Origin of the sequence: Sphingobium limneticum, from assembly GCF_008710165.1 — a bacterium.
GTDB lineage: Bacteria > Pseudomonadota > Alphaproteobacteria > Sphingomonadales > Sphingomonadaceae > Sphingobium > Sphingobium limneticum.
Genome location: NZ_VYQA01000003.1, coordinates 150,609 through 169,117, shown reverse-complemented (window position 1 = coordinate 169,117; position 18,509 = coordinate 150,609). Strand labels below are relative to the sequence as shown.

Below are 18,509 nucleotides of genomic sequence, written 5' to 3'. Positions count from 1 at the left end.
GGCGTGCAGGCCAAATCCTCAATCACCCTGGCCGACCAGGGCATCACCACCCATGCCACCGAGTTCTGGAACCTGGGCACGGCGCCGCTGGTCGAAGCGGCGGTCCGCAACGGCGAAGGTATCCTGTCCAAGGACGGTCCGCTGGTCGTGAAGACTGGCAAGCATACCGGCCGGTCGGCAAGCGACAAGTTCATCGTGCAGGATGCCGAGACGCAGGTCACGGTGTGGTGGCGCAAAACCAATGTGCCCATGACGCCGGAGCATTTCGCCGCGCTGAAGGAAGATTTTTTCAAGGCGCTGGGCGACAAGAGCACGCTGTACGTGGCCGACCTGTTCGGTGGGTCGCAGCCCGAACATCGCGTCAAGGTGCGCGTCATCAACGAGCGCGCCTGGCACAATCTGTTCATCCGCACGCTGCTGGTGCGGCCGAGCGCTGAAGAACTGACGGACTTCGCGCCCGAATATACCATCATCGACCTGCCGACCTTCAAGGCCGACCCGGCCCGCCATGGTTGCCGCAGCGAAACGGTGATCGCGGTCAACTTCACCGAGAAGCTGATCCTGATCGGCGGCACCAGCTATGCCGGCGAAATGAAGAAGTCGGTGTTCGGCATCCTCAATTATCTGCTGCCGGTGAAGGGCGTGATGCCGATGCACTGTTCGGCCAATATCGGCGCGAACGGCGACACGGCGGTCTTCTTCGGCCTGTCGGGCACGGGCAAGACGACGCTGTCGGCCGATGCCAGCCGCACGCTGATCGGCGACGACGAACATGGCTGGTCGGACACGGCGGTCTTCAATTTCGAGGGCGGCTGCTATGCCAAGATGATCAACCTGTCGGCCGAGGCCGAACCGGAGATCTTCGCCACGACCAAGCGGTTCGGCACGGTGCTGGAAAATGTCGTGATCGACGAGGAAACGCGCGAGATCGACCTGGACGACAACGCGCTGGCCGAAAATAGCCGCGGTTCCTATCCGATCGACTTCATTCCCAACACGTCGGAGAAGAATCTGGGGCCGGTCCCGAAGAATATCATCTTCCTGACGGCGGATGCTTATGGGGTTCTCCCGCCGATCGCGCGGCTGACGCCGGAACAGGCCATGTATCACTTCCTGTCCGGTTATACCGCGCGCGTCGCGGGGACCGAGATCGGCGTGACGGAGCCGACCGCGACCTTCTCCACCTGCTTTGGCGCGCCCTTCATGCCGCGCCATCCCAGCGTCTATGGCAATCTGCTGAAAGAGCGGATCAACAAGGGCGGCGTGACCTGCTGGCTGGTGAATACCGGCTGGGCCGGTGGCAAGGCGACGATGCCGGGCATCAAGCGCATGCCGATCAAGGTGACGCGCGCGCTGCTCAATGCGGCGCTGGACGGCAGCCTGAACGAGGCGGAGTTCCGTACCGATCCGAACTTCGGTTTCGACGTACCGGTGGCGGTCAATGGCGTGGAGCCGACCATCCTCGACCCGCGCGCCATGTGGGCCGACAAGGACGCTTATGATGCGACCGCCGCCACGCTGGTAAAGGCGTTCGTGGACAATTTCGCGCAGTTCGTGGACCATGTCGACGATGGCGTGCGTGGGGCTGCGCTGGTCGCCGCCTGATCCATCGCGACAAGGCAAGCAGGGGGCCGGGGGCGTGATCCCACGGCCCTTTTGCTTTGGATCGAGGGCGCAAGCTGCTATTATGCGGCCCGACCTTTTATGCGGGAGTTATGGGCATGTTCGACGATCTGATCGGTAAATTCGGTGGGCTGGAAGCGATCGCGGCGCAGATCGGCCTGACGCCGGAACAGATGCAGGGCCTGTTCAGCGAGATCAGCGCCAAGATCGGGTCGGGCGAGACGAGCGTGACGGCGCTGGCCGAAGTCGCGGCGGAACATGGCGTGTCGGCGGACAAGTTGCAGGAATTGCTGGGCACGTTCGGCGGGCCGGAAGCGATATTGGGCCAGCTGGGCGGATTTTTCGACAAGGATGGCGATGGCAATCCGATGAATGAGCTGGGTGGCATCGCTAAGGGCCTGTTCGGTTAAGTCATAGAGTTGGGCGCCCGGACGAAGGGCGCCCTATCGGGACCACAAGTTTTTTTGGCCTTGCCTTAATGGTGCGGGCGGGCCATTCGCGGATTTCGACTTTATTGCGAACGATCCGCAAAAGGCGTCGCCGGTGCGATGCCACATAGACTGCAAGGATGGACTGTTGACCGACGAGACGATCGAAAAGCCGGTTCTGGAACCCACCGGCGCGCTTTCCGTGGAAACCGTGCTGTCGGTGAAGCATTGGAACGAGCATCTTTTCAGCTTCCGCATCACGCGGCCCGCCAGTTTCCGCTTCCGGTCGGGCGAGTTCATCATGATCGGCCTGAAGGGCGATAATGGCAAGCCGCTGCTGCGCGCTTACTCGATCGCCAGCCCTGCCTGGGACGAGGAAATCGAATTCCTGTCGATCAAGGTGCAGGATGGTCCGCTGACCAGCAAGCTCCAGAAGATCGAGCCGGGCGACCAGATCTACCTCGGCCGCAAGCCGACTGGTACGCTGGTGACCGACGCGCTGTTGCCGGGCAAGCGGCTGTTCATGCTGTCGACCGGTACCGGTCTGGCGCCGTTCCTGAGCCTGCCGCGCGATCCGGACGTGTATGAGTTTTACGAGCAGGTCGTCGTGGTGCATTCGGTGCGCCGGGTCAGCGACCTCGCCTTCCGCGACGAGATGGAAGGCAAATGGTCTGAAGACCCGCTGGTGTCGGAACAGGCGCCGACCCAGTTCCATTATGTGCCGACCGTGACCCGCGAGCCGTTCGATGGCCACACTGCGCGCATCGACAAGCTGGTCGAGAGCGGCGCGCTGTTCGAGGGGATTCCGGGCGCGGCGAAGTTCGATCCCGAAACCGACCGGATCATGATGTGCGGCAGCATGGAGATGATCAAGCAGTTCGGCGCCTATTTCGAGGAGCAGGGCTTCACCGAAGGGTCGAATGCGGCGCCGGGGCAGTTCGTGATCGAGCGGGCTTTTGTTGGCTGAGGGCCGACGGTCTTGAGAATAGGGAAGGCCGGGGGAGTGATCCTCCGGCCTTTTTTTGTTTGGAACGACCTGTTCCCCGGCGCAGGCCGGGGTCCAGTTCAATGCTCTCAACTGGACCCCGGCCTGCGCCGGGGAACAGGATGTTACGCCCCCTTCCGGTCCGCGACATAGGCGTCGACATTTTTCGCCAGCACGGTCATCGGCACGCCGCCGCCCTTGACCACGGCGTCGTTGAACAGGCGGAAGTCGAATTTTTCGCCCAGCGCCTTTTGCGCCATGCCGCGCAGGCGGACGATTTCGCCGTGGCCGACCTTGTAGCCGCAGGCTTGCCCCGGCCAGGCGCAGTAGCGGTCCACTTCGCCCTGCACATCCTCGACGCTGGAGCCGTTGGTGGTGGCGAACCAGTGGATCGCCTTCTCGCGGGTCCAGCGCTTGGCGTGGAGGCCGGTGTCGACCACCAGACGGCAGCAGCGATAGGCGATGGATTGCAGATAGCCCAGCCGCCCGGCGATGTCGCCGTCATAGGCGCCCAGTTCGTCGCCCAGCTGCTCGGCATAGAGCGCCCAGCCCTCGCTATAGGCGTTGAAGGCGAGGAGCGAGCGGATGAGGGGCAGCTTGTAGGTATATTCGCCCTGCCAGATATGGCCCGGAATCCCCTCATGATAGCAGAGCGTGGGCAGCGAGTAGCGGGGCCAGATGCTGGTGTCGCGCAGGTTTATATAATAGTTGCCGGGCACGCTGCCGTCGATCGAGCCGGCGCCGGCATAGGCACCGGGCGCGCCGGCTTCGATCTCCACCGGCACGCGCTTCACGATGAGGTTGGCGGGGACCAAGGTGGCGAAGGCGCGGGGCAGGCGCGTGCGGATGTCGGCGAGGCGGCCGTCGATGAAGCTGAGGATCTGCTGACGGCCATTGTCGTCGTTGGGGAAGAGATAGCGCGGATCCTTGCCCATGGCGGTCATGCGTTCGCCGACCGTGCCTTTCGTCATGCCCAGTTGTTTGAGCAGGCCGTCCATTTCGGATTGCAGCGCGGCGAGTTGGGCAAGGCCGAGCTTGTGGACTTCGTCGGGCGACATGGTCGTGGTGGTGCCGGCTTTGAGCGCCCAGGCATAATAAGCGTCGCCGTCACGGAATTTCCAGACGCCCGCATCCATGGTTGCCTTGGCGCGCTGGCGCTGGAGTTCGGCGACCTGCGCGGCGAGGGCGGGGGTGACGGCGTCGCGGACGATCTGCGCGGCCTTGGCAGCATAGTCGCCGGGCATGTCCTTCGTGCGGCGGGCGATGGAGGCGACGGGGACTTGTTGGTCGATCGGTTGCGCCTGGACCGCTTTCATCTGGCCCAGCGTCTTGTCGAGCAGGAAGGCGGGGGCGATCACGCCGAGGCCGGCGTCATGCTTCAGGCGTTCGGTTTCGCCATTCAGGTTCGCGGCATAGAGTTGCAGGCGGGCCAGATAGGCGTCGGCGTCGGCGCTGCTTTTGATGCCATGGTTGCTGTCGAGGAAATCGGGGGTTTCGACGAAGCTGCCGGTATTCTGCGCCACGGCATAGGGGCTGTTGCGATAGGACCAGTTGCTGTTCATGATCGCCATGTCGCCAAAGGGGAAGGTGAAGCCTTCCGCCGCGGTTTCATGCGCGGTCAGCACCACTTCCACATCGATGCGGGTCGCGGGCGAGAGCGGGGCGAGGTCGATGGCGCGCAGCCGGGCGAGGCGATCCTGCACATGGGCGGCGATCTGCGCCTGACCCGCCGGCGTCTTGTTGCCGAGGCGGCTTTTGAGCGCGGCTCGGGCGCCGGTGTCGATGCCAAGGCCGCTCGCCGTTTCGGGGGCGTCGGCCAGCATCGCTTCGGCCATGTCCGCCAGCAAGGCCTGCGCGGCGGCATCCGCGCCGGTGGCGGCAGCGGTCGCGGCACGGGCAGGAAGGGCGCCGAGGGTGACGGCGGAGGCGCCGGCTGCGAGCAGCGCGCGGCGGGTGGTCAGCATGGGGGAAGTCTCCGGTGGATGTCGTCCCCTTAACTTCGCATATTTCCCGCAGATTTCGACATCTTATTTCATACGGACGACAGATTATGACAAGGGCGGGGTGCTGCGTGGGGCGCCTCCGCCGCCGCTGGCCTGCACCAGGATCGGGTGCAGCCGCGCCCATTGTTCGGGTGAAAAGGGGCCGCGTTCGGCAAGGTCGGCGAGCAGGCGGCGATGCGCGATCCGCTCGCGATGGAGCATGGTGGCGTGGCGGTTGCTGGCATGGGAGCGCAGTGCGGCGAAGAGCAGGCGGTGATTGGGTTCGCTGCGCGTGCCGACGACCTGGCCGCGCCGGACGATCGGCCGCTCCAGCCGTTCCTGCCCAAGGGCGACGGCGCGGGCGCGGCTTTCGTCCAGCCCCATTTCCAGCGCCCAGTCCCAGGCGGCGGCGAAACTCTCCGCGCCGGGCCGCGCCCGCAGATAATAGGCCGATCGCGGCGTACAGCCGACGCTGCGCGCCGCCTGCGCCACCACGCCATGGCGCGACAGCGCGGCGATGAAGGCGATTTGCGCATCATGCGTCCACCCGCGCGCGCGGCGGGCGAGGATGACGGGGGCGAAATGGAGGAGATCTGGCTGGGTCATGCCGGGGAGGGTGGCATGAGGGCCGGGGTGTAGGACAGGGGAATAGGAGGTGATCAGCCATCGGGATTAATTACACCCTTGCGTGAACGAAAGATGCTGACGCCGGGGCTGAACGCCGCCCACCATAGACTCCGGCTATGGAAGTAGAAAATTTTCATATTATTTTTCGATGCATGCGCTCGTTACAATGCCTTAAAAGATGAGGGGATATTGAATGGACGTATCGCGCCGTACGCTTGTGAAGATCGGACTTGCTGCAACGGCTACCGCGTCCACGCCAGCGATCGCCCTAAGCCGCGCGGGCGCGGCTTTCCCATCAGGATTCCATTGGGGCGCTGCGACTGCGGGGCATCAGATCGAAGGCAGCAACGTCAATAGCGACTTCTGGGTGTTGGAGAATACCAAGCCAACCATCTTCTCGGTGCCGTCCGGTGACGCATGCAACAGCCTGTTTTTGTGGGAGGCGGACCTTGATCTGGCGAAAGCGATCGGGCTGAACGCTTACCGGTTTTCGATCGAATGGTCCCGCATCGAACCGCAACCGGGTCAGTTTTCGATTGCGATGCTCGACCATTACAAGCGTGTGATCAACGGATGCCGCACGCGCGGGATGACGCCGATGGTCACGTTCAGCCATTGGACTGTGCCTGTGTGGTTCGCGGCGCGTGGCGGTTGGACGATGGCGGACTCGGCCGATCTGTTCGCCCGCTACTGTGATCGGGCCATGCGCCATTTGGGCGCGGAAATCGGCATCGCCTTCACACTGAACGAGCCGAACGGATTGTTGATTGCATTGCGTATGTTGCCACCGCAGGTGGTCGAAGCGCAGACTGCGATGCTTGACGCCGCCAGCAAGGATCATGGCGTGTCGCATTTTGTCGGCGGTCCCGCATTCGGGCAAATCGAGGAAATGTTGCCGAACATGCTGCACGCACACCGCTTAGGCAAAGCGGCGATCAAGGCAGTGCGATCGGACTTGCCCGTCGGCGCGACCCTTGCGGTTTCCGACGAACAAGCGGTTGGCCCGCGCAGCAAGCGCGATGCCATGCGGCAAGCTTTTTACGGCGCGTGGATCGACAATGTGAAGACCGATGATTTCGTCGGCGTGCAGAATTACAACCGTAATGTCTGGACGGAAACCGGCAAATTGCCTCCATCGCCCGGCGCGACACTGAGCAGCGAAGGCAATGAGATTGTGCCAGGCTCGCTCGCAGGAGCGGTCAGATATGTGCATGAAGCGACCAAACGACCGATACTTGTGACCGAACATGGTTATTACATCACCGACGACGCGATCCGCGCGAAGCAACTGCCGCTTGCCCTGGCCGAACTGAAGCGGGCGATGGACGAGGGAGTGCCGGTCCTGGGGTATGTTCACTGGTCCCTGATGGACAATTTCGAATGGACTTCTGGTTATGCACCCAAGCTGGGTCTGGCCTCAGTGGATCCGGTAACATTCCAGCGGACAGCCAAGCCGAGCGCCGCAATTTACGGCCGCATCGCTCGTCAAAACGCACTATGAAACGGGATGCGCTTTGGTATCGGGCTGATTGGGTTGGAAGGGTGCAAGCCTCCACTTCGCCCGCAAGGCTGCGGAGTGGCAGGGAGCAAAGGTCGGTTCTGATTTGAAGCGCATGTGCTGAGGTTCAACCTGGACGATTTTGCCAATTCCCAAGTTTGTGATTTTTGCACATCGAAGATGTCAGTTCGCGAGAGTCCGCTTTCTGAAGCGATAATTGACGCATTGGATGGCTGGAATTGGCGCATAGCTGACAGCCAACTATGTTTGCCTGCAAGGGATGCTCAGCATCATGGCGTGACAAATGTGGCTGCCTCACCCTCTGCAATGCCCAACCCGTCCCATCCACCGCCAATCCGTCTCCCTTCTGTAAGGAATAGTTGCCGCCGCCCTCCGCCCGCTTACCCTCATTGACTCCTCTTCACCGGCCCCCTCAACGGCAGGCGTATTACTGATACGCATTTGCATTAGCTGAGGGGGATATCATGGGGTCGATGCGGTTGCGCGCTGTGGGGCGGGCTTTTGGTGGGGCTGGGCTGATTGCGCTGGCGGTGATGGGGCAGGCGGCTATCGCGGCCCAGGCGCCCGATGCTGCGCCCGTGGAGGGCGACAATAGTAACGCGATCGTCGTGACGGCGGCGGGCTATGAGCAGAATATAGTCGAGGCGCCGGCCAGCATCACCGTGCTGGGGCGCGAGGAGTTGCAGGAGAAGCGCTTCGGCAGCCTGGCCGAGGCGTTGCAGGATGTGCAGGGCGTGGATGTCGGCGGCGAAGCGGGCAAGACCGGTGGCCTCAACATCTCCATTCGCGGCATGCCCAGCGACTATACGCTGGTCCTGATCGACGGCCGCCGCCAGAATGCGCCGGGCGGGGTGACGCCGAACGGCTTTGGCGAGACGTCCACCAGCTTCCTGCCGCCCTTTTCCGCCATCGACCGGATCGAGGTGGTGCGCGGGCCGATGTCCACGCTCTATGGGTCGGATGCGATGGGCGGCGTCGTCAACATCATCACGCGCAAGGTTGGGACACGCTGGGTCGGCACCGCGACCGCCGAAAGCACGATCCAGGGCGACGATCGCTTCGGCAATATCCAGTCGGTGAACGGCTTTGCGCAGGGGCCGATCATCCGCGACCTGCTGGGGCTGACGCTGCGGGGCAGTGTGTTCCATCGCGAGGGATCGAATATCGATATTCCGGGCGATCCGGCGCTGACGCTGGGGCGCAATCCGGTGCGGTCGGACGTTTATAATTATGGCGGGCGGTTGAGCCTGACGCCCCATGCCGATCATGACCTGTGGGTCGAATATGACCGCAACGAGCAGAGCTACGACAATAGCGAGGGGCAGCTGGGGACGCTGGGGTCGGGCGGCTATGCGCCGGAACAGCGGTTCAACCGGTCCAACTATGTGATCGCGCATAGCTGGCGGATGGGCTTTGGCCAGTTGGACACGACGCTGACCCGCAACGAGACGGAGACGATCGGGCGGTTGATCCCCAATGGCACGCCGGGGGCGACGCCGGGCGCGCCGCGTACGCTGGAGGCGCGCAACGACATATTGGATTCGCGCTTTGCCGGGAAGGTCGGGGCGCTGGCCTTCACCGTCGGCGGGCAATATTGGAAGGCGCGGATGGTCGAGGGCGTGGCGCCCGAACCGTTCAAATTCACCCAATGGGCAGGCTTTGCCGAAGCCACGCTGACCGTGGTGGACGGGTTCAACATCACCGGCGGTGCGCGCTACGACAATCACAGCACCTTCGGCGATAAATGGTCGCCGCGCGTCTATGGCGTGTGGAACATCAATGAGGCGCTGACGCTGAAGGGCGGGGTGAGCCGCGGGTTCAAGACGCCGCGCGTCGAGCAGATTGCCGAGGGGATCATCGGCTTTGGTAGCCAGGGGCGCGTGCCGCTGCTGGGATCGCCGGGGCTGACGCCGGAAACCAGCACCAGTTATGAAGCGGGCCTCTATTATGACGGGCAGGGTTTCTTCAGCGGCAATGTGACGCTGTTCAATAACGACTTTACCGACAAGATCGCCAGTGGGCCGGGGGTGCCCAATTGCCGCTTCTCGGCCGCGCCGAACCTGCCGGGTTGCGTTGATGTGGGCAATTTCCCCAATGTCGACGTCTTCAGCCAGTCGATCAATATCGACAAGGCGCGCACGCGCGGTGTCGAGGTCGCGACGCGCTTCGCCTTTACCCCGGCTTTGTCGCTGAGCGCCAATTACACCTATACCGAGACGGAGCAGCTGAGCGGGTCGGAGGAAGGATTGCCGTTGATCGGGATGCCCAAGCATATGCTGAACGGCAATCTGCGATGGAAACTGGGCGACAAGGCGAGTGTGTGGGCGCGGGCGGAAATCCGGTCCAGCCGCTATCGCGGGGCCAATGTGCAGCAAACCGCCGTGGGCGACTTCCGAAGCTATGAGGTGTTCCATCTGGGCGGATCATATCAGCTGACGCCGGCCTTCCGCCTGGCCGCGACGGTGTATAATGTGCTGGACACCGATTATGCGGTCTATGTGCCGTATCGGACGGCGGCGAATGCGACGGCTTATACGCCGGCCTATTCGATCAATCAGGAAGGGCGGCGGTTGTGGCTGTCGGCCACCGTGGATTTCTGACGTTCCGCTGGGCGGCGTGCATCCGTCGGCCGGTCCGATTGGGGGTTGGGGACGGGCCGTCTATTGGCTAACGGGGGGGTGAAGCCACCAGAGGCCATCCGGAGAGTATCATGTTGCTGCGCCACGCCCGTTCGCTGCTGTTCCTGCCCGCGTCCAATGCCCGCGCGATCGCCAAGGCGCGGACCTTGCCGTGCGACATGGTGATATTGGACCTGGAGGATGCGGTGCCGGCCGACGCCAAGGACAGCGCGCGCGACGGCGCGGTGGCGGCGCTGGCGGAGGGCTTTGGCGGCCGGATCGCGGCGGTGCGGATCAATATCGAAGGCACGCCCTGGCACGGGGTGGAGATGGTCGCGGCCAAGACGGCGGCGCTGGACTATATCGTGCTGCCCAAGGTGGAGCATCCCAAGCAGGTCAAGGATGTGTTCAGCGTGTGCCAGAAGCCGGTGATCGCGATGATCGAAAGCGCGCGGGGCGTGCTGGCGGCGAGCGAGATTGCGCGGTCGGAGGGCTGCGCCGCGCTGTTCATGGGGAATAACGACCTGCGCAAGGATCTGGGCATTCCGCCGTCGGCCGGGCGGGCGGGGCTGTCTTATGCGATGCAGGCGGTGGTGCTGGCGGCACGGGCGGCGGGGATTGCGGTGTTCGACGGGGTGTTCAACCGGCTGGATGATCAAGCGGGGCTGGAGGCGGAATGTGCCGAGGGCTATGCGCTGGGCTTCGATGGAAAGACGCTGATCCATCCGAGCCAGGTGACGGTGGCCAATCAGATGTTCGGTCCCGATGCGCAGGCATTGGCGGACGCGCGGCGGCTGGTCGCGGCGGCGAGCGGCGGGGCGGAGCGGTTCGAGGGCCGCATGATCGAGACGATGCATGTCGAGGAGGCCCAGGCGCTGATCGCGCGGGCGGAGGCTGTAGGGGCGTAAGGGGCGGTCGCTATTGGGGACGGGCGCGAGACTGGCCTACTGCCGTGAGGTTACCCCCCCACCCATGCGGCCTTAGCGTTTTTCATATTTCCAGTTGCGGCTTTTGCCTTGGGCGATCCATTCGACCGCCTGGGCGATGCGCTTGTCGCGGGTGGGAGCGGTCTTGGCTTCGATGATCCATTCGCAATAGTCGCGGATCTTGCCGGCTGGGAAGCTGGACCAGATCGTAGCGGCGGCCGGGTTGGCTGCGATCGCGGCGGTGAGCGCCGGGGGGACGGGGAGTGGTTCGCGTGGGCAGCGGTCGGTCTTGCGGGGCGGTTTGGCGCCGGCGTCGATCAGGGCTAGGGCTTTGGTCAGCAGGGTGCGCAGTTCGTCGTCGCAGGGGAGGTCGGCGAGGCTGGTGAGTTTGCCCAGATGGCCCATGCCTTCGCGCGGCTTTGCGGCGTCGCTATACCAGAGGTTGACCGCCGCATGGCTCTTGAAGGCGGCCATCGAGGCGAGATTCTTGGTCTTGTAGAGGAAATGGGGAAAGCCCCATTTGATCGCTTCGGTCACGTCGGGGTGCGCGGCGTGGACGAGCGCGCGGACATGGGTGAGGATCGGGCGGGCGAAGTCGGCCTGAGCGGCGATATAGGTGTCGACTCTGGCTTCGTCGGTCATGGTCCTTCCCCCCCCCTCATCCAACTTCGCCTAGCCAGCAAGCTGGCAAGGCTTCGTATCCTTCTCCCCCGAGGGGAGAAGGTTTATATTCTGTGCTTCGCCGTCAGCAGGTAATTGATCGCGGTGTTGGCGGACAGGGCGAAGCCGCGGGCGGGGTCGAAGCTGAGGCCGATGCTGTCGGTGACCTCCAACCCGGCCTGATCCAGCAGCGCGGTCAGTTCTTCGGGCGTGATGAATTTGTGCCAGTCATGCGTGCCTTTGGGGATGCCGCCGACGCTTTCGCCGATGGTGATCATGGCGAGGCGGGAGAGCGGTGTGCGGTTGGGGGTGGAGAGGATCATCAGGCCGTCGGGCGCGAGTTTGCCGGCCAGCGCGCGGACGAAGGCGGCGGGGTCGGCGACATGCTCGATCACTTCCATCGAGGTGACGAGGTCGAAGCCGGTATCGGCCATCTCCTCCACCGGGGTGGCGCGATAGTCGATGGTCAGCGCTTGCCCTGCGGCATGGCCCTGCGCCGCGGCGATATTTTCAGGGGCGGCGTCGAGGCCGATGACGGTGGCGCCGAGGCGGGCGAGCGGTTCGGTAAGCAGACCCGCGCCGCAGCCGACGTCGAGCGCGCGTTTGCCGGTGAGGGGACGGAAGGCCTGCGCGTCGCCGGGCCAATGGCGGTCGATCGCGTTGCGGATATAGCGCAGGCGCACCGGGTTCAGCTTGTGCAGCATCGCGCTGGACCCTGTGGGATCCCACCAGTCGGCGGCCATGGTGCCGAAATGGGCGGCTTCCTTCGGGTCGATGGTGGCGGTGGTCATGTCTGTCATTGTCACTGGCCTTGGCTGCTTTGGCACCTTCGCGATGACGAAGGCGGCGATATTTGCATCCTTGTTAGCAGCCGGTTCGACGCGGGCAAAGCCACCCATGCCGGTGACGCTTCTGGGATTGCTTGCCATATGCGCCTGCGCTGCTAATAGGAGCGCCGTTTAGCCCTTTTGGGATATTTTCTTTCATAATAACGGATAGGTTCGACAAGCAAATGGCGCGCATCGTGATGAAATTCGGCGGCACCTCCATGGCGGGGATGGAGCGAATTCGCAACGTGGCGGCGCGCGTCAAACATGTCGTCGAACAGGGGCATGAAGTCGCCGTCGTCGTGTCCGCCATGGCGGGCGAGACGGACCGGCTGGTCGGTTTCTGCAAGGAAGCGTCCGCCCTCTACGATCCGGCCGAATATGATGTGGTGGTTGCCGCCGGCGAGCAGATCACCAGCGGATTGCTGGCCATGACGCTGAAGGCGCTGGGCGTGGACGCGCGCAGCTGGCTGGGCTGGCAGTTGCCGATCCGCACGATCGAGGCGCATGCCAAGGCGCGGGTGAGCGACATCGACACGCTGGACCTGCTGGCGTCGATGCGGTCGGGCACCGTGGCGGTGATCCCCGGATTCCAGGGCATGATGGCCGATGGCCGGGTGTCGACGCTGGGCCGGGGCGGTTCGGACACGTCGGCGGTCGCGGTGGCCGCCGCGATCAAGGCCGATCGCTGCGACATCTATACCGACGTCGACGGCGTCTATACCACCGACCCGCGCATCGTGGCGCGCGCGCGCAAGCTGAACCTCGTCACCTATGAGGAAATGCTGGAACTGGCCTCGGTCGGTGCCAAGGTGTTGCAGACGCGCTCGGTCGGCCTCGCCATGAAGGAAGGCGTGGTCGTGCAGGTGCTTTCCTCCTTCGATGATCCCACCCAGACCGATCTGCCCGGTACGCTGATCGTCAGCGACGCGGAACTGGAAGCCAAGCTCAAGGAAGACAAGATGGAACGTCAGCTCATCACCGGCATCGCCCATGACAAGAATGAGGCGAAGATCATCGTGACGCGCGTGCCCGACAAGCCCGGTGCGGTCGCCAACATCTTCGTGCCGCTGGCCGACGCGGCGATCAACGTCGACATGATCATCCAGAATGACAGCAAGGACAATGAAGAGACGGACGTCACCTTCACCGTCCCGCGCGCCGACCTGGCCCGCAGCGTCGACATATTGGAAGCGAACAAGGACGTCATCGGCTTTTTCCGCATCATCACCGATACCGAAGTCGCCAAGATCAGCGTCGTGGGTGTGGGCATGCGCAGCCATGCCGGCGTCGCCGCCACCATGTTCAAGACGCTGGCCGAGCGCGGTATCAATATCGAGGCGATTTCGACGAGCGAAATCAAGGTTTCGGTACTGATCGACGAGGATGAGACGGAATTGGCGGTGCGTGTGTTGCACACCGCTTATGGTCTGGACGCGCCGATCGCGTAAATTTTCTATTCCCCTCCCTTCCAGGGAGGGGCTAGGGGTGGGTGCGAGCGAAGCGAGCCTGCCCTTTGGTCGATAGCTTGGGGCGCCGCTGTGCGGCGCACCCACCCCAACCCCTCCCTTGAAAGGGAGGGGCTTTTTTGGTTTTGAACGGATTATATATGACCCACGCCAAGCTCACGTCCCTCATGGCTCGCGGCACCGAATTTTTCGGTAGCCAGAGCGCGATCCTGTGTGGGGCGATGAGCTGGGTCAGTGAGCGCAATCTGGTGGCGGCGATTTCCAATGCCGGCGGGTTCGGCGTGATTGCGTGCGGCGCGATGACGCCAGAATTGCTGGATGCGGAGATCGTGGCGACCAAGGCGCTGACGGACAAGCCGTTCGGCGTGAACCTGATCACCATGCACCCGCTGCTGTTCGACCTGATCGAAGTGTGCGCGAAACATGATGTCAGCCATGTCGTGCTGGCCGGTGGTCTGCCGCCCAAGGGGAGCATCGAGGCGATCAAGCAGAAGGGGGCCAAGCTGATCTGCTTCGCGCCCGCGCTGGCGCTGGCCAAGAAGCTGGTGCGGTCGGGCGTCGACGCGCTGGTGGTGGAAGGCATGGAAGCGGGCGGCCATATCGGCCCGGTCGCGACCAGCGTGCTGGCGCAGGAAATCTTGCCGGAAATGGCTGAACAGGTGCCGGTGTTCGTCGCGGGCGGCATCGGCCGGGGCGAGGCGATCGCCGCCTATCTGGAAATGGGTGCGGCGGGCGTACAGCTGGGCACCCGCTTTGCCTGCGCGAGCGAGAGCATTGCGCACCCCAATTTCAAGAAGGCGTTTTTCCGCGCGTCGGCGCGCGATGCGATCGCCAGCGTGCAGATCGACCCGCGTTTGCCGGTCATCCCGGTGCGCGCGCTGAAGAATGCGGGCACCGAAGCCTTCACCGCCAAGCAGCGCGAAGTCGCCAACCTGCTGGACAGCGGCGCGGTGGACATGATGGAAGCGCAGTTGCAGATCGAACATTATTGGGCCGGCGCGCTGCGCAAGGCGGTGATCGACGGCGATGTCGAGGGCGGATCGTTGATGGCGGGCCAGTCGGTCGGCATGGTGACGAAGGAAGAGCCGGTCGCCGACATCATCGCCCAGCTGATGGCGCAGGCTGCCGAGGCGCTGGAACGGCGAGTCGCTTAAAGGGTTGCGGTGAGTCGCGGGTTAGGCATATTCCCCCTAACCCACGACCGGCATGGCCGGTGCCTATCGTCCTGCCGGAGAATTTGATGTTGTCTTCGCGCCTTATCGGCCGCCTTTCCCTTGTCTCGCTGGCCGTGCTGGCGGCCTGTTCGACCCCGCCGCCGCCGCCGCCACCCGCGCCGCCGCCGCCGGTGGTGCCGACCATCCGCCCGGTGCCGCCATCGAACGCGGCCGAGGGGATGAGCATTCCGGAAAAGGATGCGGACGGGAAATATCTGACCGCCAATCGCGGCGTCACGTCCAATACCGCGCTGTGGCATATCCGCATGGCGCTGAACGTCGCGGCGCTCAATTGCGACAAATATGGGCCGACTGCGCGCAACCAGTATAACCAGATATTGGCGCTGCATAAGGCGACGCTGAATAGCGCCAATGCGGCGGTCGATCGCAATTACAGCGTGGCCTATGGCAGTTCGGGCATGGCGTCGCGCGAGCGGTTGAACACGGTCGTCTATAATTTCTTCGCGCTGCCGCCGGTGATCAAGAATTTCTGCCCGGTCGCGGTGACGGTGGGGCAAAAGATCATCGCCATGCCGTCTTCGCAATTGCTGGTAGAGGCGCCTGCGCTGCTGGCCGAGCTGGAAAAGCCGTTCCAGGAATTTTACGCGGCCTATGCCGACTATCTGCGGCGGCTGGCCGAATGGCAGTCGCGGTTCGGCGCGACGGTGACGGTCGTGGTGTCGCCCACGCCGCTGCCGCCGCCGCCGGTGCCGCCGGGCGAAGCGCCGCCCAAGGGGTGGACGCCGACATATAAGAGTTCGATCGAGGCGACGGCGCCTGCATCTGCACCTGCGGCGGGGGCCGTGCCTTCGACGGGAGTAGTGCCTGCGCCGTCAGCCGCGCCATCTGCGCCGTCAGCGGTGACGCCGTCCGGGCCGCCGGCCCCGGCGCGGACGCTGCCCGACAACAGCACGCCCAAGCTGATCGTGCAGCCGGTGCCGACGGCGGGCGAGTAATAGCAAGACCCGTATATGACGTGTGCCCCGGCGCAGGTCGCGGGGTCCAGATCGGAGCGGGGAACTGGACCCCGGCCTGCGCCGGGGAACGTAGAGTCATAAGTTCATATTGGTTTAAAGTCTGATGACTTGAGACCGATACACTGAGTCATCGCGAGCGAAGCGTGGCGATCCAAGGGAGCGCTACATGGATTGCTTCGCTGCGCTCGCAATGACGAATGAGGGGCGTTCGCTTTAATCCCGCGCGTCGAAGGTGGTGCGGGCGTTTTCTACCGTTTCCAGATTGCGTTCGGCCCAGACCCAGACGCCGCAAAAGGCGGCGCTGAGGCTGTTGCCGAGCGGGGTCAGCGCATAGTCGACGCGGGGCGGCACGACGGCATGGACCGTGCGGGTCAAAAGCCCGTCGCGCTCCATCTGGCGCAACGTCTGGGTCAGCATCTTCTGGCTGATCCCTTCCACCAGCCGCCCGATTTCGGTGAAGCGCAGCGTGCCCTTCGCCTCCAGCTCCTCCAGCACCAGCAACGTCCATTTGTCGGCGATGCGGCCGATCAGGTCGTTGACGAGTCGTTCGATTCGCGGGTCGATGTCGGTCGGCGGTTCATGCGCCAGATACTGTTCGGCCTGCGCGATATCGGCGGCGGCGAAGCGGGTTTGGAGCGGATTTGCCATTTCTCACCTTCGGGTAACTACAGCACTTTGCGGTGCCTACTTTCCAAAAGAGAGCATAGGGCTAAATTGCGGGGCAAGCCAATCGAAAGGAGCTTTCCCATGCAATCCACAGGCAACACCATTCTCATCACCGGCGGCGGGTCGGGCATCGGCGCGGCGCTGGCGCATGAATTTCATGCGGCCGGCAATCAGGTCATCATAGCCGGGCGTCGGCAGGCGGCGCTGGACGCGGTCGTGGCCGATCATCCGGGCATGGCGGCGGTGACGCTGGACATGGAAGATCCTGCGGCGATTCTGGCCTTCGCCGGCAGGCTGGTCGCGGATTTCCCGGCGCTCAACGCCGTGCTGCTCAATGCCGGCATCATGGTGGCGGAGGAGAAGATCGACCTGGCGATCGCGGAGGCCACGGTGGCGACCAATCTGCTTGGTCCGATCCGGCTGGCCCATGCGCTGCTGCCGCATCTGGAGGCGCAGGCGGCGTCGACCATCCTGACCGTGTCGTCGGGCCTGGCCTTCGTCCCGTTGGTTGCGACCCCGACCTATAGCGCGACCAAGGCGGCGATCCATGGCTGGTCGCTGGCGATGCGGGAGCAGTTGAAGGCGACCAGTGTTGAAGTGGTGGAGATCGTGCCGCCCGGTGTTCAGACCGACCTGATGCCCGGCCATGCGGAGAATGACCAGATGATGCCGCTGGCGGACTTCATCGCCGAGACGATGGGCCTGCTGCGGCAGCAGCCGACGCCGGCGGAAATTCATGTCGAGCGGGTGAAGTTCCTGAGCGAGGCGACGAAGCGTGGGGAATTTGCCCAGGTGTTCGGGATGCTGAACGGGGCGCATTGAGCGAGCGCTGATCCTCCCCTGAAAGGGGAGGGGCGGTTGCGACTGAGGTTGCGCCATTACCCCTCCACCACCCCCTTCGGGCGCGGTCCCCCTCCCCTTTACAGGGGAGGATTTGGGTTGTGCATTGGGCGGCACGTCCCTATCTTTTCATAGCAAGCGAGGCCACGTCCTCCACCCAGCCATGGGTTTTCAAGTCCGGGACGGCCCGGCTCTCTTTTTTGGAAAGGAGAGCCGTCATGGCCTGGATCTATCTCTTTATCGCCGGTGTGTTGGAAATCGTCTGGGCCTTTGCGATGAAACAGTCGCATGGGTTCAGCCGGCTTGTGCCCAGCCTCATCACTTTGGGCGCGATGGTCGCGAGTTTCGGGCTGTTGTCGCTGGCGATGCGCAGCCTGCCGCTGGGCACCGCCTATATGATCTGGACCGGGATCGGGGCGCTGGGCGCGTTCGCGGTCGGGGTCGCCTTTCTGGGTGAGGGTCTGAGCGTCGCGCGGTTGATCGCGGCGGGGCTGATCCTGGCCGGACTGGTGCTGATGAAGCTGTCGGCGCAGGCTTAGGCGCCGTCGGACGGACCGTTCTTCTTTTCGCGTCATCTGATATAAGCGATGCGCATAATGGCATGCGCGTCGTTTCACCTTAGGGTTGCACGACGACGAGCGACGAAGAGGAGAGAGAATATGGCCTATATGGACGGATTCGTGATCCCGGTGCCCAAGGGCAATAAAGAACGCTATCGCGAGGTCGCGGCCTATGCCGCGCCGATCTTCATAGAACATGGCGCGCTGCGCATCGTCGAATGCTGGGGCAGCGACGTCAAGATCGGCAAGACCAACGATTTCCGCACCGCCGTGATCGCGGAGGAGGATGAGGAAGTCGTCTTTTCCTGGATCGAATGGCCCGACAAGGCGACCCGCGACGCGGGGGCCGAGAAAGTCATGAAGGATGAACGCATGCAGCCCAAGGAGGGCGAGGACATGCCGTTCAGCGGCGCGCGTTTGATTTATGGCGGGTTTGAGGTGTTGCTGGACGCGAAGGCCTAGGATTGATCGCCATTCCGCCCAGGCGGGCCTGCAAAGCGCGCTTTTCTGCGTTCCGGTGCTCACGTACTTTGAGTACGCTGCGCTCCGGTACTCGAAAATCACGCTTTTCGGCTCCACCTGAACGAA

The 18,509-nt window shown here is 63.7% G+C and carries 17 protein-coding genes; 12 read left to right on the top strand and 5 right to left on the bottom strand.

What is annotated here, in order from left to right; genetic code table 11:
• Positions 1-3 precede the first annotated feature (3 nt).
• The 3 genes from F4U95_RS05435 to F4U95_RS05425 all read left to right on the top strand — a co-directional run bounded on the left by F4U95_RS05435 (position 4) and on the right by F4U95_RS05425 (position 3,018).
• Positions 4-1,605, top strand: coding sequence for a phosphoenolpyruvate carboxykinase (locus F4U95_RS05435; protein WP_150424884.1), 1,602 nt, complete (start codon positions 4-6; stop codon positions 1,603-1,605).
• A 110-nt stretch (positions 1,606-1,715) separates the two neighbouring features.
• Positions 1,716-2,033, top strand: a complete 318-nt coding sequence (locus F4U95_RS05430) for a hypothetical protein (RefSeq protein WP_120249253.1) — start codon at positions 1,716-1,718, stop codon at positions 2,031-2,033.
• A 166-nt stretch (positions 2,034-2,199) separates the two neighbouring features.
• On the top strand, positions 2,200-3,018 hold the full coding sequence (locus tag F4U95_RS05425) for a ferredoxin--NADP reductase (RefSeq protein WP_120249254.1): 819 nt from the start codon (positions 2,200-2,202) through the stop codon (positions 3,016-3,018).
• A gap of 143 nt (positions 3,019-3,161) precedes the next feature.
• Here F4U95_RS05425 and F4U95_RS05420 read toward each other — a convergent pair whose 3' ends face one another.
• Together F4U95_RS05420 and F4U95_RS05415 are read right to left on the bottom strand one after the other, a co-directional pair.
• A complete protein-coding gene (locus tag F4U95_RS05420) occupies positions 3,162-5,000 on the bottom strand; it encodes a DUF885 domain-containing protein (RefSeq protein ID WP_150424883.1) in 1,839 nt (612 codons plus the stop codon).
• An 84-nt stretch (positions 5,001-5,084) separates the two neighbouring features.
• Positions 5,085-5,624 carry a hypothetical protein gene (locus F4U95_RS05415; RefSeq protein WP_246171503.1) on the bottom strand — a complete coding sequence of 180 codons (540 nt, stop codon included), beginning with the start codon at positions 5,622-5,624 and terminating at the stop codon, positions 5,085-5,087.
• A gap of 214 nt (positions 5,625-5,838) precedes the next feature.
• Between F4U95_RS05415 and F4U95_RS05410 the strand changes: the two genes are divergently transcribed.
• The 3 genes from F4U95_RS05410 to F4U95_RS05400 all read left to right on the top strand — a co-directional run bounded on the left by F4U95_RS05410 (position 5,839) and on the right by F4U95_RS05400 (position 10,690).
• Positions 5,839-7,146 (top strand): family 1 glycosylhydrolase, encoded by a 1,308-nt coding sequence (locus tag F4U95_RS05410; protein WP_150424882.1) that lies wholly within the window; start codon positions 5,839-5,841, stop codon positions 7,144-7,146.
• Between the two features lie 551 nt (positions 7,147-7,697).
• On the top strand, positions 7,698-9,764 hold the full coding sequence (locus F4U95_RS05405; protein WP_246171511.1) for a TonB-dependent receptor domain-containing protein: 2,067 nt from the start codon (positions 7,698-7,700) through the stop codon (positions 9,762-9,764).
• A 110-nt stretch (positions 9,765-9,874) separates the two neighbouring features.
• Positions 9,875-10,690, top strand: coding sequence for an HpcH/HpaI aldolase/citrate lyase family protein (locus F4U95_RS05400; protein WP_150424880.1), 816 nt, complete (start codon positions 9,875-9,877; stop codon positions 10,688-10,690).
• Positions 10,691-10,762: 72 nt separating this feature from the next.
• On the opposite strand, the gene F4U95_RS05395 is transcribed toward F4U95_RS05400, so the two are convergent.
• Together F4U95_RS05395 and ubiG are read right to left on the bottom strand one after the other, a co-directional pair.
• Complete coding sequence (locus F4U95_RS05395) at positions 10,763-11,350, bottom strand: YdeI/OmpD-associated family protein (RefSeq protein WP_150424879.1); 588 nt, start codon at positions 11,348-11,350, stop codon at positions 10,763-10,765.
• An 83-nt stretch (positions 11,351-11,433) separates the two neighbouring features.
• The gene (gene ubiG, locus F4U95_RS05390) at positions 11,434-12,168 is read right to left on the bottom strand and encodes a bifunctional 2-polyprenyl-6-hydroxyphenol methylase/3-demethylubiquinol 3-O-methyltransferase UbiG (protein WP_150425038.1); all 735 of its coding nucleotides are present in this window, start codon (positions 12,166-12,168) and stop codon (positions 11,434-11,436) included.
• 212 nt (positions 12,169-12,380) lie between these two features.
• Here ubiG and F4U95_RS05385 point away from each other — a divergent pair, with 212 nt between their 5' ends.
• The 3 genes from F4U95_RS05385 to F4U95_RS05375 all read left to right on the top strand — a co-directional run bounded on the left by F4U95_RS05385 (position 12,381) and on the right by F4U95_RS05375 (position 15,834).
• Positions 12,381-13,646, top strand: coding sequence for an aspartate kinase (locus F4U95_RS05385; protein ID WP_120249262.1), 1,266 nt, complete (start codon positions 12,381-12,383; stop codon positions 13,644-13,646).
• Positions 13,647-13,804: 158 nt separating this feature from the next.
• Positions 13,805-14,818, top strand: a complete 1,014-nt coding sequence (locus F4U95_RS05380) for an NAD(P)H-dependent flavin oxidoreductase (RefSeq protein WP_150424878.1) — start codon at positions 13,805-13,807, stop codon at positions 14,816-14,818.
• An 86-nt stretch (positions 14,819-14,904) separates the two neighbouring features.
• Positions 14,905-15,834, top strand: a complete 930-nt coding sequence (locus F4U95_RS05375) for a hypothetical protein (protein WP_150424877.1) — start codon at positions 14,905-14,907, stop codon at positions 15,832-15,834.
• Positions 15,835-16,068: 234 nt separating this feature from the next.
• Here F4U95_RS05375 and F4U95_RS05370 read toward each other — a convergent pair whose 3' ends face one another.
• Positions 16,069-16,503 (bottom strand): winged helix-turn-helix transcriptional regulator, encoded by a 435-nt coding sequence (locus F4U95_RS05370; RefSeq protein WP_150424876.1) that lies wholly within the window; start codon positions 16,501-16,503, stop codon positions 16,069-16,071.
• Positions 16,504-16,602: 99 nt separating this feature from the next.
• Here F4U95_RS05370 and F4U95_RS05365 point away from each other — a divergent pair, with 99 nt between their 5' ends.
• From F4U95_RS05365 to F4U95_RS05355, 3 genes are all read left to right on the top strand, one after another.
• A complete protein-coding gene (locus F4U95_RS05365; RefSeq protein WP_150424875.1) occupies positions 16,603-17,343 on the top strand; it encodes an SDR family oxidoreductase in 741 nt (246 codons plus the stop codon).
• A gap of 236 nt (positions 17,344-17,579) precedes the next feature.
• The gene (locus F4U95_RS05360) at positions 17,580-17,900 is read left to right on the top strand and encodes a DMT family transporter (protein ID WP_120249266.1); all 321 of its coding nucleotides are present in this window, start codon (positions 17,580-17,582) and stop codon (positions 17,898-17,900) included.
• 120 nt (positions 17,901-18,020) lie between these two features.
• On the top strand, positions 18,021-18,383 hold the full coding sequence (locus F4U95_RS05355) for a DUF1428 domain-containing protein (RefSeq protein WP_150424874.1): 363 nt from the start codon (positions 18,021-18,023) through the stop codon (positions 18,381-18,383).
• Positions 18,384-18,509 lie beyond the last annotated feature (126 nt).

Bases quoted from the DNA above. Each gene is read 5' to 3' on its own strand.
- F4U95_RS05360 (WP_120249266.1), top strand. From the start codon at position 17,580: ATGGCCTGGATCTATCTCTTTATCGCCGGTGTGTTGGAAATCGTCTGG.
- F4U95_RS05415 (WP_246171503.1), bottom strand. From the start codon at position 5,624: ATGACCCAGCCAGATCTCCTCCATTTCGCCCCCGTCATCCTCGCCCGC.
- F4U95_RS05405 (WP_246171511.1), top strand. From the start codon at position 7,698: ATGGGGCAGGCGGCTATCGCGGCCCAGGCGCCCGATGCTGCGCCCGTG.
- F4U95_RS05365 (WP_150424875.1), top strand. From the start codon at position 16,603: ATGCAATCCACAGGCAACACCATTCTCATCACCGGCGGCGGGTCGGGC.
- F4U95_RS05370 (WP_150424876.1), bottom strand. From the start codon at position 16,503: ATGGCAAATCCGCTCCAAACCCGCTTCGCCGCCGCCGATATCGCGCAG.
- F4U95_RS05420 (WP_150424883.1), bottom strand. From the start codon at position 5,000: ATGCTGACCACCCGCCGCGCGCTGCTCGCAGCCGGCGCCTCCGCCGTC.
- F4U95_RS05410 (WP_150424882.1), top strand. From the start codon at position 5,839: ATGGACGTATCGCGCCGTACGCTTGTGAAGATCGGACTTGCTGCAACG.
- F4U95_RS05375 (WP_150424877.1), top strand. From the start codon at position 14,905: ATGTTGTCTTCGCGCCTTATCGGCCGCCTTTCCCTTGTCTCGCTGGCC.
- ubiG (WP_150425038.1), bottom strand. From the start codon at position 12,168: ATGACAGACATGACCACCGCCACCATCGACCCGAAGGAAGCCGCCCAT.
- F4U95_RS05395 (WP_150424879.1), bottom strand. From the start codon at position 11,350: ATGACCGACGAAGCCAGAGTCGACACCTATATCGCCGCTCAGGCCGAC.
- F4U95_RS05380 (WP_150424878.1), top strand. From the start codon at position 13,805: ATGACCCACGCCAAGCTCACGTCCCTCATGGCTCGCGGCACCGAATTT.
- F4U95_RS05385 (WP_120249262.1), top strand. From the start codon at position 12,381: ATGGCGCGCATCGTGATGAAATTCGGCGGCACCTCCATGGCGGGGATG.
- F4U95_RS05430 (WP_120249253.1), top strand. From the start codon at position 1,716: ATGGGCATGTTCGACGATCTGATCGGTAAATTCGGTGGGCTGGAAGCG.
- F4U95_RS05355 (WP_150424874.1), top strand. From the start codon at position 18,021: ATGGCCTATATGGACGGATTCGTGATCCCGGTGCCCAAGGGCAATAAA.
- F4U95_RS05400 (WP_150424880.1), top strand. From the start codon at position 9,875: ATGTTGCTGCGCCACGCCCGTTCGCTGCTGTTCCTGCCCGCGTCCAAT.